The sequence below is a fragment of the Micromonospora sp. LOL_025 genome (genome assembly GCF_048060285.1).
Taxonomy (GTDB): Bacteria; Actinomycetota; Actinomycetes; order Mycobacteriales; family Micromonosporaceae; genus Micromonospora.
The window spans coordinates 338,656-353,340 of record NZ_JBHMIR010000001.1 but is presented as its reverse complement, the minus strand read 5'-3'; the positions used below and the strand labels follow the sequence as shown (position 1 = coordinate 353,340).

General features: G+C 75.3%; 13 protein-coding genes. 4 read left to right on the top strand and 9 right to left on the bottom strand.

Annotation, left to right across the window (positions count from 1 at the left end):
* Positions 1-50: 50 nt before the first annotated feature.
* Positions 51-1,442, bottom strand: a complete 1,392-nt coding sequence (lpdA, locus tag ACFHW0_RS01630) for a dihydrolipoyl dehydrogenase (RefSeq protein WP_088999140.1) — start codon at positions 1,440-1,442, stop codon at positions 51-53.
* A 179-nt stretch (positions 1,443-1,621) separates the two neighbouring features.
* On the opposite strand from lpdA, the gene ACFHW0_RS01625 reads away from it, so the two are divergent.
* Positions 1,622-1,951: a hypothetical protein gene (locus tag ACFHW0_RS01625; RefSeq protein WP_121400443.1), complete on the top strand. Its 330-nt coding sequence runs from the start codon at positions 1,622-1,624 to the stop codon at positions 1,949-1,951.
* Between the two features lie 83 nt (positions 1,952-2,034).
* On the opposite strand, the gene ACFHW0_RS01620 is transcribed toward ACFHW0_RS01625, so the two are convergent.
* The gene (locus tag ACFHW0_RS01620; protein ID WP_416604954.1) at positions 2,035-3,606 is read right to left on the bottom strand and encodes a leucyl aminopeptidase; all 1,572 of its coding nucleotides are present in this window, start codon (positions 3,604-3,606) and stop codon (positions 2,035-2,037) included.
* Between the two features lie 161 nt (positions 3,607-3,767).
* On the opposite strand from ACFHW0_RS01620, the gene gcvT reads away from it, so the two are divergent.
* The gene (gcvT, locus tag ACFHW0_RS01615) at positions 3,768-4,892 is read left to right on the top strand and encodes a glycine cleavage system aminomethyltransferase GcvT (RefSeq protein WP_416604952.1); all 1,125 of its coding nucleotides are present in this window, start codon (positions 3,768-3,770) and stop codon (positions 4,890-4,892) included.
* A 19-nt stretch (positions 4,893-4,911) separates the two neighbouring features.
* Here gcvT and ACFHW0_RS01610 read toward each other — a convergent pair whose 3' ends face one another.
* From ACFHW0_RS01610 to ACFHW0_RS01590, 5 genes are all read right to left on the bottom strand, one after another.
* Positions 4,912-6,207: a DUF2314 domain-containing protein gene (locus ACFHW0_RS01610; RefSeq protein ID WP_416604950.1), complete on the bottom strand. Its 1,296-nt coding sequence runs from the start codon at positions 6,205-6,207 to the stop codon at positions 4,912-4,914.
* A gap of 66 nt (positions 6,208-6,273) precedes the next feature.
* A complete protein-coding gene (gene cobS / locus ACFHW0_RS01605) occupies positions 6,274-7,047 on the bottom strand; it encodes an adenosylcobinamide-GDP ribazoletransferase (RefSeq protein ID WP_416604949.1) in 774 nt (257 codons plus the stop codon).
* Positions 7,037-9,004: a bifunctional adenosylcobinamide kinase/adenosylcobinamide-phosphate guanylyltransferase gene (locus tag ACFHW0_RS01600; protein WP_416604948.1), complete on the bottom strand. Its 1,968-nt coding sequence runs from the start codon at positions 9,002-9,004 to the stop codon at positions 7,037-7,039. Before ACFHW0_RS01600 ends, cobS begins: the two co-directional genes overlap by 11 nt.
* A 62-nt stretch (positions 9,005-9,066) precedes the next feature.
* Positions 9,067-9,588 (bottom strand): hypothetical protein, encoded by a 522-nt coding sequence (locus tag ACFHW0_RS01595; RefSeq protein WP_416605256.1) that lies wholly within the window; start codon positions 9,586-9,588, stop codon positions 9,067-9,069.
* Between the two features lie 144 nt (positions 9,589-9,732).
* A complete protein-coding gene (locus tag ACFHW0_RS01590; RefSeq protein WP_416604945.1) occupies positions 9,733-9,933 on the bottom strand; it encodes a hypothetical protein in 201 nt (66 codons plus the stop codon).
* A 201-nt stretch (positions 9,934-10,134) separates the two neighbouring features.
* On the opposite strand from ACFHW0_RS01590, the gene ACFHW0_RS01585 reads away from it, so the two are divergent.
* Both ACFHW0_RS01585 and ACFHW0_RS01580 read left to right on the top strand, forming a co-directional pair.
* Positions 10,135-10,335: a hypothetical protein gene (locus ACFHW0_RS01585; protein ID WP_121400451.1), complete on the top strand. Its 201-nt coding sequence runs from the start codon at positions 10,135-10,137 to the stop codon at positions 10,333-10,335.
* Positions 10,335-11,132, top strand: a complete 798-nt coding sequence (locus tag ACFHW0_RS01580) for a site-2 protease family protein (protein WP_416604944.1) — start codon at positions 10,335-10,337, stop codon at positions 11,130-11,132. The genes ACFHW0_RS01585 and ACFHW0_RS01580 overlap by 1 nt, the downstream gene beginning before the upstream one ends.
* Positions 11,133-11,265: 133 nt before the next feature.
* On the opposite strand, the gene ACFHW0_RS01575 is transcribed toward ACFHW0_RS01580, so the two are convergent.
* The gene (locus tag ACFHW0_RS01575) at positions 11,266-12,264 is read right to left on the bottom strand and encodes an aldo/keto reductase family protein (RefSeq protein ID WP_416604943.1); all 999 of its coding nucleotides are present in this window, start codon (positions 12,262-12,264) and stop codon (positions 11,266-11,268) included.
* 58 nt (positions 12,265-12,322) lie between these two features.
* Positions 12,323-13,846 (bottom strand): WG repeat-containing protein, encoded by a 1,524-nt coding sequence (locus tag ACFHW0_RS01570; RefSeq protein ID WP_416604941.1) that lies wholly within the window; start codon positions 13,844-13,846, stop codon positions 12,323-12,325.
* Positions 13,847-14,685 lie beyond the last annotated feature (839 nt).

Sequence of the window (14,685 nt, the reverse complement as noted above, 5' to 3'; positions counted from 1 at the left end):
ATTCCCCTGGTGGGATCATCGCCCGTCGCCGGACGCCGCGGTTGTCGTGATCAGGCGTGTGCGTGCAGCGGCTTGCCGGCGAGCGCCAGGTGCGCCTCGCCCAGGGCCTCGTTCTGCGTCGGGTGGGCGTGCACGAGCTGCGCCACCTCGGCCGGGTACGCCTCCCAGTTGTAGATGAGCTGCGCCTCGCCGACCATCTCGCCGACCCGGGCGCCGACCATGTGCACGCCGACGACGGGGCCGTCCTCCACCCGGACGAGCTTGACGAAGCCGGCCGTCTTGAGGATCTGGCTCTTGCCGTTGCCGCCCAGGTTGTAGTTGTAGGTCTTGACCTTGTCGGCGCCGTACTGCTCCTTGGCCTTCGCCTCGGTCAGGCCGACCGACGCCAGCTCCGGGTCGGAGTAGGTGACCCGGGGGATGCCGACCTCGTCGATGACGGCCGGGTTCTGGCCGGCGATCTCCTCGGCCACGAAGATGCCCTGCTGGAAGCCCCGGTGGGCGAGCTGGAGGCCGGGCACGATGTCGCCGACGGCGTAGACGTTCGGCACGCTGGTGCGCAGCCGCTCGTCGGTCAGCACGTAGCCGCGGTCCATCTTGACGCCCTGCTCCTCGTAACCGAGGTCGGCGGTGTTCGGGCCGCGCCCGACGGCGACCAGCAGCAGCTCCGCCTCGACGGTGTCACCGCCGGCGATGGTGACCTTGACGCCCTTGTCGGTCTTCTCGACCTTCTCGAACGGCTTGCCGACCTTGAAGTTGATCTTCCGCTTGCGGAACGCCCGCTCCAGCGCCTTCGAGGACTCCTCGTCCTCGGCCGCGACCAGCCGGGGGAGCGCCTCGATGATCGTGACGTCCACCCCGAAGGACTTCCACACGCTGGCGAACTCGACGCCGATCACGCCGCCGCCGAGCACGATCGCCGAGGCCGGGACCCGGTCGAGGGTGAGCGCGTGGTCGCTGGTGATGACCCGCTCGCCGTCGACCTCCAGGCCGGGCAGGCTCTTGGCGTACGAACCGGAGGCCAGGACGACGTTGCGGCCGGTGTAGCGCTTGCCGTCGACCTCGACGACGTTCTTGCCGACCAGCTTGCCGTGACCCTCGACGATGGTGATCGCCTTGTTGCCCTTGAGCATGCCCTGCAGGCCCTTGTAGAGCCGCGAGATCACGCCGTCCTTGTAGGCGTTGACCCCCGCCATGTCGATGCCGACCAGCTCGGCCTTCACGCCGAACTGCTCCGACTCGCGGGTCTGGTCGGCGATCTCGGCCGCGTGCAGCAGCGCCTTGGTCGGGATGCAACCGTTGTGCAGGCAGGTGCCGCCGAGCTTGCCCTTCTCGACCAGCGCGACCTTCAGGCCCAGCTGGACGGCGCGCAGGGCGGTCGCGTAGCCGCCGCTGCCACCTCCGAGGATGACGATGTCGAAGGTTGCGTCGTTCGGCTCGCTCACGTCCAACTCCCAGGTCGCGTCACTGCTTCGGGGGTCACGGCGGGGTAACACGGGCACACCCCACCTCGGTCATCTTGTCACCACCGCCCGCCGCCCGCGTAGTGAGGTGCCCAACGACACGTCCGTGACACGTACGCTTGGCACTGGCTTCGACGACGTACCTGAGGGGGAGACGCTCGGTGGGACTGTTCCGGCGACGCAAGAAGACCCGGGCGGTCAGCCTCGACCGGGCCGCCGACCGCGCCGACCTGGAGCACCTCGAGGGCTTCGTCCGCAGCCGGCGCGGGGTCGAGGCGTACATCGAGCCGCGGACCACCGTCACCGAGACCACGGTCATGCTGATCGCCGACGACGGCGAGTGGACCCGCCGCCGCATCGACGGCCCCGACGGCGCCCGCCGCTTCGCGTACCGGATGGGCATCCCGGTCTACGACGTGCGGCTGATGGGCTACCCGCAGCGGATGCGCGACTACAACGAGCGCCGCAAGCGCCGCCCCGAGCTGTTCTGACCGGAAGCGTCCCGGCGTCCACGCCGGCCGGGTGGAAACGGCGGAGGGCCCCTCGTCGCACGAGGGGCCCTCCGCCGCGTACGTCAGCCGTTGGCGGCGACGTCCTCCACGAGGTGCAGCAGCGTGCGCACCGGCACGCCCGTGCCGCCCTTGGTCCAGTAGCCGGTCGGCTCGCCCGAGTGGTAGCTCGGGCCGGCGATGTCGATGTGCGCCCAGTCGACGTCGGAGCTGACGAACTCGCGCAGGAACACCCCGCCCTGGAGCATGTGACCGGCCCGGTCCATGCCGGCGTTGACCTGGGAGATGTCGGCCACGTCGGAGTCCATGCCCTTGCGCACGTCGTCCGGCAGCGGCATCGGCCAGGCCGGCTCGCCGACCGCGTCGCCGGCGGTGCGGACCCGCTCGCACAGCTCGGGGCTGCCCATCACGCCGGCGATCCGCTTGCCCAGCGCGACGACCTGCCCACCGGTGAGGGTGGAGGTCTCGAAGAGGTAGTCGCAGCCGTCCTCGCAGGCCCGCGCCATCGCGTCGGCCAGGATCATCCGGCCCTCGGCGTCGGTGTTGAGCACCTCCACCTTCTTGCCGTTGTACATGCTGATCACGTCACCCGGCCGGTACGACCGCCCGGACGGCATGTTCTCCGCCATCGGCAGGTACGCCGTCACGGCCACCGACGGCTTGAGCGCGGCGACGGCCAGCATGGTCGCGGCCACCGCGGCGGCGCCCCCCATGTCGGACTTCATCTCCCACATGCCCTGCGCCGGCTTGATCGAGATGCCGCCGGTGTCGAAGGTGATGCCCTTGCCGACCAGCGCCACCCGCTTGCCGTTGCCGCCGCCGGCCGGGGTGTAGCTCAGCTTGACCAGCCGCGGCGGGGCCTCCGAGCCCTGCCCGACGGCGATGATGCCGCCGTACCCACCGGCGGCCAGGGCCGCCTCGTCGAGGACCTCGACGGCCAGGCCGGCCTCGCGGGAGGAGTCCGCCACCGAGTCGGCGAAGGACGGCGGGCGCAGCTCGTTCGGGGCGGTGTTGACCCAGTCCCGGCTGCGCCGGACGGCGTCGCACACCACCTGGGCGCGGGTGATCTCGGCCCGGGCGCCGGCGTCACCGGCGTCCGGCACGGCGACGAGCACCTCGGCCACCGGCTCACGCCGGGACGGCTGCGGCCGGGTCTTGTAGCCGGCGAAGCGGTAGCCGCCGAGCAGCGCGCCCTCCGCCACCGCGCGCAGCGCCGCAGGCGCGTCGGCGTCGTCGGGCAGCGGCAGCGCGAGCGCCACCCGCGGCGCGCCCGCGAGGGCCCGTACGGCCCCGCCGGCGGCCCGGCGCAGGGTCTCCGGGGCCGGGGCGGCGCCGGTCGGCTCCGGACCGAGGCCGACGGCGGCGACCACCGGGGCGGTCACGGTGCCCAGCGTGGCCAGCTTGATCACCTCGCCGGGGGCGCCGGTCGCGCCGAGCAGGGCCAGCGTCTCGGTCAGCTTGCCGTCGAAGGCGGCGGCGATGCTCTCCGCGCCGCTGGCGAGCAGCAGGGTTCCGGCCAGGCCGGTGGTGGCGTCCTGCTCGCCGGTCTGGCTGTGCAGGCCGATCACGATCGCGTCGACGGCGAGCTCGGCGGGGTCGGTGTCGACCAGGCTCAGGGTGGTGCTGGGCGATGTCACTGAAGCTACTCCGGGCGGGCCGGGCCGGTCGCGTCGTCGCGTACCGGCGATGGAGGTCTCCGGCGGAACGTACCCGCCGGAGGTCGGGGCTGTCCCGCCGACGGCTCCGACGGGTCCCGCCGATGCTAACCAGCCGCCCAGCTCCCGGTAAGTTCCCACCCATGACCGACGTGACCTCCGACGCCGCCGCGACCCGGCTGCGCCGTTCTCCGCTGCACGAGCGGCACACCGCTCGCGGCGCCAAGTTCGCCCCGTTCGGTGGCTGGGAGATGCCGCTGGAGTACGCCGGGGGCGGGGTGCTGAAGGAACACACCTCGGTGCGGACCGGGGTGGGCGTGTTCGACGTCTCCCACCTGGGCAAGGCGCGGGTGACCGGGCCGGGCGCGGCGGAGTTCGTCAACGCCTGCCTCAGCAACGACCTGGGCCGGATCGGGCCGGGCCGGGCGCAGTACACCCTCTGCTGCGACGACGCCACGGGCGGCGTGGTGGACGACATCATCGCCTACCTGCACGCCGACGACCACGTCTTCCTCATCCCGAACGCGGCGAACACCGCCGAGGTGGTGCGCCGGCTCCGCGCCGCCGCTCCGGCGTCGGTCACCGTCACCGACGAGCACGAGGCGTACGCCGTCCTCGCCGTGCAGGGGCCGCGCTCGGCCGAGCTGCTCGGCGCGCTGGACCTGCCGACGGGGCACGACTACATGAGCTTCTCCACCGCGACGCTCGACGGGGTGGAGCTGACCGTGTGCCGCACCGGCTACACCGGGGAGCTGGGCTACGAGCTGGTGGTGCCGGCGGCCGACGCGGTCACGGTCTGGGACGCGCTCTTCGCGGCGGGCTCCGACCTGCGCGCCTGCGGGCTGGCCGCGCGGGACACCCTGCGCACCGAGATGGGCTACCCGCTGCACGGTCAGGACCTGTCGCTGGAGATCACCCCGGTGCAGGCCCGCTCCGGCTGGGCGGTCGGCTGGGACAAGCCGGCCTTCTGGGGCCGCGACGCGCTGCTCGCGGAGAAGGCCGCCGGTCCGGGGCGTACGCTGCGCGGCCTGGAGGCGGTCGACCGGGCGATCCCGCGCCCCGGCATGACGGTGCACGTCGGCGACGCGCAGGTCGGCACGATCACCAGCGGCACGTTCTCGCCCACCCGCAAGCAGGGCGTCGCCCTGGCGCTGCTGGACGCCGCCGCGAAGCTCGCCGACGGCGACGTGGTGGAGGTCGACATCCGTGGTCGCCGTGCCCGGATGCGCCTCACCCGTCCCCCGTTCGTGACCCCCTCGGTCAGGTGACCCCGCCCCGGCCCCCCGGTCAGACCGGGGGGTGGGGGCGTTCGCCGGCGTCGAGGACGGCCTGCGTCCAGCCGCCCTCGATGACGCCGGTGCCGTCGAGCACGGCCCAGTCGACGACGTCGGTGGCCTCCACGACGACCGGTGAGCCGATGCGCACGGTCGGGTCGGTGTTGGCGTCGCTGGCGCTGGCGGCCACGATCCGCTCCGGGGTGTCCCACGAGGTCACCCCGGCCCAGACCAGCTCCGGGCCGTCGTCGCCGGGCAGGCCGTACTTCACCACGAGCTGCGTCTCCGGCGGGAGCTGGCCGGCGAGGAACCGGGCCCGGATGTCGCCCAGCCCGGCCCGGGCGGTGGCGACCGCCCTGCTCATCGCGTCGCCCGCCCGGGCGTAGCGCACGTCCGGCTGGATGCCGGCGAAGAGGGTGGCGCAGGCGGCGGCGTAGTAGCGGCCGTCCGGCCCCGCGTGCCCGGCCGGCGGGCGCAGGCTGAGGAACGAGTCGGCGTCGGGGTCGGTGGCCGGGTCCAGCTCCAGGCGCAGCAGCACCGGCGCCGTCGCGCCGTGCTGTTCCGGATTGCCGTACGCCACGGCGATGTCGTGCCCGGTCACGGTGGCCAGCACCGGCAGCTGCACGAACGCGGGCACCTCCTCGCCGGAGAGCCCGTCGGTCCAGTCCCGCAGCAGCCGCCGGGCGGCCCCGGTCATCACCGCGCCCCAGGCCCGCGTCAGGTGGTCCGGCACGCCCTGGGTCTGCAACTCCAGCAGCCCGAAGCGGCGCAGCCCCTTCGTGGTGAACCAGAGCCCCTCGGCGTCGGAGGAGTAGGGCACCAGCACCCAGTCGACCAGCCGGATCCGCCCCTGGGCGTCGGGCAGCGAGCGCAGCGCCGTCGCCGGGTCGAGGAACTGGAGGCCGAACACGTCCACGACGTCGCCGTCGACGGACTCGGCGACGGCGGCGGCCACCGCCCGGGCCGCCCACTCGTGGGCCGGCGGCCAGCCGGGCCGGTACTCGGCCTGCACCACGACCAGGTGGCTCGCGGCGGCCAGCCGGGCCAACTGCGCCTCGGTGGCGCCGAACGCGGTGAGCAGGTCCGGCGGCAGCTCGGGAAACTCGGCGATCGGGCGGGTGTCCACGCTCATCAGCGGGCTGTCGAGCATGTGCCGCGCCAGCCCGTGCACCGGCTCCGCCAGCCGGCCGGTGAGCCGCGCCACCGCCGTCTTCGCGCTCACCTTCGGCAGCCCCGTCATCGGCACCAGGTAGGTCGCGCTCAGCGACTCCGGAACCGGTACGGGCAGGAAGTCGTCCGTGATGAGCATGTCGTCCCCCGGTTGGCCGCGCCGGTGCTGTCGTGGGAGAACGCTACCCGTCGCGGTGTGCCCCGTTCAGCCGGACAGCACCACTCCCAGGTAGACCAGCGTGGTGACCACCTCCACGGTCGCGCCGAGCACGTCGCCGGTGACGCCGCCGAGCCGGCGTACCACGTGTCGCAGCAGTCCCACCGCGACGGCGAGGGCGACGGCGACGGCGAGCGGCCCCTGCCACGGGCGGCCCGGCACGGCCGCGAGCGCCGGCAGCGCGACGGCGACCGCCCCGGCGGCCAGGGCGACCGGCCCGACGGTGCCCGCGACCAGCGCGCCGAGGCCCTCGGGGCGGGCGGCCGGCACCCCGCGCCGGCAGGCCACCGCCACCCCGAGCCGGCCGGCGGCGGTCGCCGCGACCACCGCCGCGAGCGCCGCCGGCCACGACCGTCCCGCCAGCTCCGCGAGGGCGGCCGTCTGCACCAGGAGTACGACCACCAGCGCGACCACCCCGAACGGGCCCACGTCCGGCTTCTTCATGATCTCCAGCGCGGCCGTTCCCCGCCGGTACGACCCCAGCGCGTCCACGGTGTCGGCCAGCCCGTCGAGGTGCAGCCCCCGGGTGAGCAGCGCCCCGGCGCCGACGGTCGCCGCCGCCGCGACCAGCGGGGGCGCGAGCGCACCCGGGAGCAGCAGGACGCCGGCGAGGACGACGCCGAGCAGTACGCCGACCGCCGGGGCGAGCGCCATCGCCGTGCCCGCCACCGACCGGTCGATGCGGCCGGCGCGCACCGGCAGGGTGGTGAAGGTGGTCAGCGCCAGCCGAGCCCCGTCGGCGAGCCGCGACTCAGCCGGCACGCCGGCCGGACGGGTCCACCGGCTCCGTGTCCGGCCCGGTGCCGTCCGGCGCCCGGAAGTCGGGTTCCGTGCTGGTCGGTCCGGGGCCGGCCGGCTCCGGCTCGCGGAAGTCGGGTTCGGTGCTGGTCGGCCCCGGCCCGGCGGGCTCCGGCTCGCGGAAGTCGGGCTCGTCGGTGTCCGGCGCGGCCTCTGCCGGCTCGTCGTCCTCGCCGCCGCCGAGCGACGGGTGGGCCGGCAGCGCGGCGGCCAGCGCCAGCACCGAGCGCAGCAGCGGCAGCGCGGCCAGCGCGTTCGCGCCCTCACCCAGGTCGAGCCGCAGGTCGAGCAGGGGCGTCAGGCCGAGCACGTCGGCACCGAGCCGCACGGCGGGGTGCCCGCCGTGGTCGGCCAGCAGGCACCAGTGCCGGGCCTGCCCGGCCAGGTCCCGGGTGACCATGGCGGCGGCCACCCCGACCGGCCCGTCGAGCATGACCGGCAGCCGGCGGGCGGTGGCGCCGAGCAGGACGCCGGTGGCCACGGCGACGTCCCCGCCGCCCAGTTCGGCCAGCACGTCCTTGGCGCTGCGCGGCGAGTTCCGGGTGCGGTGCAGGGCGTCCCGTACCGCCGCGCACCGCCTCATCCAGGCCGCGTCGTCGATCTCGCCCGAGTCGGTGACCACCCGCCTGAGCACCGCCGGCGCCTCGGCGCCCGCCGTCGCCACCAGTACCGCGGCCGCGGCGGCCTCGGTGCCGGCGCCGCACGCCCCGAGCACCAGCAGCCGTACGCCCGCGTCGGCGGCCTCCTCGGCGAGCCGCCAGCCGTACCGCAGGGCGGCCTCGACCTGCTCCCCGGTCAGCGTCGGCTCGGCCTCCATGGGCGCGGACGTCGGGGCCTCGACCACCTGGAGCTCGGCGCCGCTCTCGGCGGCCAGCCGGGCCAGCGCCCCCCGGCCGGCGCGGGCCTGCCGGGCCCGGCGTGCCGATTCGCCCGCCACGGTGCCGGCGGCGGCGTCGCCGAGGTGGTCGCCGTGCAGCAGCAGCACCCGCACCTGGCCCCACGGGGCCGGCGTGGCGGTGCCCTGGGTGGCGGCGGCGAACCCGACCGCCCGCTCCAGCACGCCCAGCCCCGATCCGGGCACGTCCAGGGTGGCGAGCCGCTCGATCGCCTGCGGGCCCGTGTACTCGTCGGGCATGGGCAGTTCCATGCCGGGCTGGATGACCAGGCCGGTGGCGACCATCGGCAGCGCCATGGTCGGGGCGGCCCAGGCGGTGCCGTCCGGCTCGGCGGCACCCTGGGCGGCCGGCGGCGGCGTGCCGGGGGCGAGCACGGCGGGCGAGGGCTCCGGCTCGCCCCGGCCGACGGCGGGAGCGAGCTTCGCCGGGTCGGCCTGCCCGGGACCGGCCTGCGCGGGCACGGTGGCCGGCTGCGGGGCGCCCGGCTTCAGCCAGGCCGCCTGGCCGGCGACCACGAGGACCACGGCGTCGCAGGCGTCGGCGACCGCCCGGTTGGCCGCCCCGAGCGCGTCGGTGAAGGCCCGGCCGAGCGGGGTGGTGGGCACCAGGGAGAGCCCGACCTCGGGGCTGACCAGCACCAGCCGGGCCGCGCAGGAGCGCACCGCCGCCGCCAGTTCGGCGATGGTGGCGGTGTCGTCCGCCGGCTGGTGGGCCGGGTCGAGCAGCACGGTCGCCCAGCCGCCGAGGTCGTCGACGAGCAGCGTCTCGTTCGGTCCGGCGGAGGCGATCACGTCCGCGAGGCGGCGCGGGTCGTCCGCGGTCTCCTCGGTGGTCCAGGTCTCCGGCCGGCGGGCGCGGTGCGCCGCCAGCCGGGCCGCCCACTCCGCGTCGTCGGCGGGCGCGTCGGCGGCGGTGGCCACGTAGCGGACCGTCGGCGCGTCGGCGACCAGGGACTCGGCGAACTCGGACTTTCCGGACCGGATACCGCCGAGCACCAGGACCGTGTTCCACCCGTCAACGGACATGCCCGTACTTTAGAGCCAGCACCCGGGTGCGGCCCCCCGGAGGTGCGTGGTGCGGCCGGCTCTCACCGGGTGAGCGGTGCCGACCGGCCGGCGAGCAGCCGGACGCCGGCCCAGACCGCCCAGCCGGCGAAGGACGGGACCAGCACGAGCAGCGCCAGCGCGCTGACCAGGGCGCCGAGCCACCCCAGCGCGGGCGCGACCATGCCGAGATACAGACCGACGGGCAGCCCGAGCAGGCCGGTCCCGGCGGCGGCGCCGAGGGCCCCGAGTGGGGTCGGGCCGCGCCCACGGAGCAGCGCCCCGACGCCGTGGTGCAGCAGCCAGCCGCCCGGGGCGAGGCCGGCGACGAGAGCGACCGCGACGGCGAGCCGGTCACCGGCTCCCGCGGCGCCGACGCCCACGCCCAGCGCTCCGGCGGCCACCGGGCCGGTGCCGGCGAAGAGGGCGACCAGGGCCGCCAGCAGGTGGCGCCGGGCGCCGCCACCGCGCTGGCGGGCCCGGTGGAAGCAACTCGCCGCGACCGCCGGCAGCATGCCGCAGGGGGAGAGAAGGAAGAAGAACTCGGCGCCGTCCTCGCCGATCACGGGCTCCAGCGCGCGCGGCCACCATGACGACCGGCACGGCGAGCACGCCTGTCAGCCCCCGCCCGGTCGAGGGGCGGGAACCGCGGCCCCGCGGCCCGGGGCCGGGTGAGCAGCCGACGCCTGCCCCGTCGGCGGGCGGCGGCCCTACCGGGGTGCCTGGTACTGGAAGTCGTTGGGGTTGACCGCCGCCGGCTTCGGGTCCTCCTGCCAGGCGCCCTCCCCGGGCCGGGCCACCAGGGCGTCCAGCAGGTCCTCCCGCTCCATGTGCGCGGCCCCCACGATGCCGCCGCGTACCGCCATCGCCCGCAGCGCCTCGGTGTCCCTGTCGTGCAGCGGTTCGTCCATCGTCGCCTCCTCCAGGCCCGTCGGCGGTCGGCGACCGCCCCGTCGCGCGTCAGGAGGCCCATACCCGGACAGGAGCCGGGGAACCCTGCGCCGCCCGGTCGGTGCGCGCCCGGCGGACGGATGTCGGGCCGCCCCGCGCACGGCCGACTACGCTGGCGGGGGTTCGTCCCACGGGACATCAGCGGCGAGGGGAGACGCGGCATGGCGTGGAGCTGGCGGTACGAGGGCGCGAACGGTGAGTCGGTCGAGGGGCCGGCGGAGTCGTTCAGCAGCCAGGCGGACGCCGAGTCGTGGATCGGTCAGGCCTGGCGGGAGCTCGCGGCGTCCGGCGTCACCTCGGTCGCGCTCGTCGAGGACGACCGGGTGGAATACCGCATGAGCCTGCTGCCACCGGCGGAGTGATGGCCGGCGACCGCCCGGGGGGCGAGCCGCTGGTGCTCGGCGTGCCCCGGGCGGCGTTCCGGCCCAGTCCGGTCTTCCTCGCCCTGGTCGCGCTCTTCGTGACCAGCGGGGTGCTCACCTGGAACGGGTTCGGCAACGTCCGGCTCGACGTGTTCCTCTTCGTCGTGTCCGGCTGGCTGGTCTCGCTCTGCCTGCACGAGTACGCCCACGCCGTCGTCGCGTTCCGGGCCGGCGACCGCAGCGTCGCCCACCGGGGCTACCTGACGCTCAACCCGCTGAAGTACAGCCACCCGCTGCTGTCGATCGCACTGCCGGTGGCGGTCGTGCTGCTCGGCGGCATCGGCCTGCCCGGCGGGGCGGCCTGGGTGGACCGGCACGCCATCCCGGGGCGGCTGCGCCACACCCTGGTCAGCCTCGCCGGCCCGGCCACCAACGTGCTGTTCACGCTGGCCCTGGTGCTCGCCGTACGCTTCGGGGCGGCCGGCGGCGGGCCCGTCGAGTTCTGGGCGGCCGTGGCGCTGCTGGCGTTCCTCCAGCTCACCGCGAGCGTGCTCAACCTGCTCCCGGTGCCCGGCCTCGACGGCGGCAACATGATCCAGCCGTGGCTGAACCCGCAGTGGCGCAGGATGTACGACCTGTTCGCCCCGTTCGGCTTCATTCTGCTGTTCGCGCTGCTGTGGAACCCGCGGATCGGCGGCTGGTTCTTCGACGCCGTCTTCGCCGTCGGCGACTTCCTCGGCCTGCCCCCGTGGCTCTACGCCCTCGGCCTGGACCTGATCCGCTTCTGGCAGGGCTGACCCGCGCCCCCGCCGGCACGATCCGGTGGCGGTCCGGCGGTGCGGCGCGACCGCGGGTGGCGCGGTCCGGTGGCCTGCGGTGCGCGGTCCGGCCCGGCCGGCCGGGTTGCGGGGCCGGCCGGGCCGCGACGCGTCACGGACGCTCGGCGGGAGACTCCGTGCGGGCCGGGTCGCGCTCGACGATCGGGTCGATGATCTCGTCGATCGACTTGAGCAGCTCGGCGTCGAGCTTCACGCCGGCCGCCTTGACGTTGTCGTGCACCTGCTCCGGGCGGGAGGCGCCGACGATCGCCGAGGAGACGTTCGGGTTCTGCAACACCCAGGCGACGGCGAGCTGCGCCATGCTCAGCCCGGCCTGCTCGGCCAGCGGCTTGAGTCGCTGCACCCGGGTCAGGACGTCGTCGGTCATGAACCGGGAGATGAAGCCCGCGCCCGACTTCTCGTCGGTGGCCCGGGACCCGGCCGGCGGCGGCTGGCCCGGCAGGTACTTGCCCGAGAGCACGCCCTGCGCGATCGGCGACCAGACGATCTGCCCGATGCCCAGCTCCTCGCTGGTGGGGACGACCTCGGACTCGATGACCCGCCAGAGCATCGAGTACTGCGGCTGGTTGGAGACCAGCGGGATGCGCAGCTCGCGGGCGAGCCGGTGGGCCTCGCGGATCTCCGAGGCCTTCCACTCGGAGACGCCGATGTAGAGCGCCTTGCCGGAGTGCACGACGTCGGCGAAGGCCTCCATCGTCTCCTCCAGCGGGGTGCTGTGGTCGTACCGGTGGGCCTGGTAGAGGTCCACGTAGTCGGTGCGCAGCCGGCGCAGCGAGCCGTTGATCGACTCCATGATGTGCTTGCGGGACAGGCCCCGGTCGTTGCGGCCCGGCCCCGTGGGCCAGTACACCTTGGTGAAGATCTCCAGCCCTTCGCGTCGCTCGCCCTCCAGGGCGCGGCCCAGCACGTCCTCGGCGCGGGTGCCCGCGTAGACGTCGGCCGTGTCGAAGGTGGTGATGCCGACGTCCAGGGCGGCCCGGACGCAGGCGAACGCCGCGTCCTCCTCGACCTGCGAGCCGTGGGTGATCCAGTTGCCGTACGAGATCTCGCTGACCATCAGGCCGGAACGGCCCAGGTGACGGAATTCCATGAGTCGACCCTAGCCCGTTCGGATCATGCCCACCCCTCGTGGCGGGTCTCCGTGTCGCTCAGAGCACGGGGCTGGTGTCGACGAGCAGCCGCTCGATCTCGGCGACGACCTCGTCGCGGTCGCGGTGCACCGGCTCGATCAGCGGCTCGCCCCGGCGGTCGAGCGCGCCCCAGCGGCCCGTGCCGTCGCCGACCAGGAACGCGACCGGGTGGACGACCAGCGCCGGATAGGTCGGCGCGACCAGCACCTTCCCGGCCCGGTTCACCACGCCGCGCCGGCCGGCCACCTCCACCACGGCCAGCCCCTCCTCGGTGAAGCCGTCGACGTACCGGCCGTCGGCCAGGACGGTGGCGAACCCGTGGTGCCGGGTGGGCACCACGATCCGGCCGTTGCGGTCGACCGCACCCCAGCCGTCGCGGCGGACCACGGCCACGCCGCGCTGGAACGGGCGTACGTCCGCGAACCCGTGCGGCACCACCACCTCGCCGGCGGCGTCGATCGCCACCCAGCCGGCGTCGCCGCCGTCGGACACCCAGGCCAGCCCGTCGGAGAACGAGCGGACCACCGGGTACGACGGTTCGAGCACCGTGGCGCCGGTGCGGTCGACCAGCGACCACCGCTCGGTCTCGGGGCGCCGCACCCAGGCCAGCCCGTCGCGGAACGGCTGCGCCTCCGCGTACTCGGCCGCGATGACCATGTCGCCGTCCGGGTCGGAGAAACCCCACAGGTCGCCGTCGCGGGTCGGCGCCGGGGGCCGGTCACGCTCCAGCACCTCCTCACGGCTGCGGGGGTACGGCCCGAAGCCCGTCTCCGCGACCCGCTCCGCCACCGCGTCCAGGCTCAGCCGGATCCGGGCCTGCAACTCGGGGTCCTGGGTGCCGCGCAGGTCCAGGGCCCGCTCGAAGTGGTGACAGGCCTCCATCAGCCGGCCCTGGTCGTAGCAGGACCGTCCGGCGTGCTCGTGCAGCACCGCGCGCAGCCGCTCGGGCAACTCCGTGGAGTTCGCCTCGGCGAAGAGCCGGTCGGCCTCGACGAACTCGCCGCGCCAGCGCAACACGTGTGCCAGCCGCGCCTGGGCCACCGCCGTACGCCGCAGCTCCCCGGTGGCCTCGGCGTAGGTGAGCGCGAGCCGACCGTCCGCGAGGGCGTCGTCCAGCTCGCCGAGGATCCGGGACGCCACCGCCCGCAGGCTGAGCAGCCGGGCGCGCGACTTGTTGTCCACGGCGGCGCCCAGCTTCTCGGTCAGCCGCCGCCGGATCGTCCGGAACTCGTCCGGCTCCTCCACGATCTCCCGCAGGGTGGCCGGATCGAGCCGCCACCGGTAGCTCGCCAGCACCTGCTCCGGGTCACCCTGCGTCGCATCCTGGCGCCCGGCGTCGCGCGACCCGCCGGTGCTCGTCCCGGCGGCCCGTGGCTCGGCCGTCCGTGGTCCGGCGGTGCCCGGTTCGGTGGCCCGTGAGCCGGCGGTGTGGCGTTGCGCGGTGCTCGGTTCGGCGGTGGGGCGCTCGGTGGTGCTCGTTCCCGCGGTGTCTGACTCGGCGGTGCGGGGCGCGGAGGTCCCCTCCGCGCTCGTCGACGGCACCTGCCCATCGGGCGGCGCGGCGGGCGGTGTGGCGCTGGATGGCGCGGCGTCGGGCGAAGCGGTGTCCGGTGGCGCGGACACCGGCCGTTCTTCCTCGTCCGTGGGCGGTGCTGAGGCTGCCGGCGGTGCGTCAGGGGCCGGCACGGGGTCGGTGGCGGGTGCGGAGACAGGGGGCGGTGTCTGCGACACCGTGACGGGGGCGATGGGCGGGGGCGGCGCCGATGCGGCGGGCGGAGCGGAGACCGGATCGCCCGGCGGGGCGGACGCCGGTTCGGCCTGTGGCGCGGCAGCGGCGGACGTGTCCTGCGCAGGCGCGTACGAATCGGACGCGACGGGCGGCCCGGGAACGGACGGGGCCGGCGGCATGGCGATGGCCTGGGCCGACGGCGCGGAGACAGGCTGGGCCTCTGGTACGGCGGTGGTCCGGGCCGGTGGCGCGGCGACGAACTGGGCCGGTGGCGCGGAGACAGGACGCGGCGCTGGTGCGGCCGGGACCGGCTCGCTCGTCCCAGCCGGCGACTCGACGGCAGAACCGGTCCGGGACACCCCCGCCGATTCCGCCGGAGGGCCGGCGACGGGGGAGACCGGTGGTGCGGACACGGGTGCCGCAGCGCCAACGGGCGGAGCGGACACGGGACGCGGATCGACCGTGGCGGGTGGAACACCATGGACGTTAAAAGCCTTCGGTGACAACCATGGTGTTCCACCGGCGGGCTCAGCCCGGTTGCTCGGCACCCGCTCGACCGGTTCGTGCGTGGTGGTCGTGGCGTGCGCGTCCGGGGCCGTGGCAGATGCGTCCGTGCCGGCCGCGTGCGGGTACGCCGACGGCGCTGATTCGG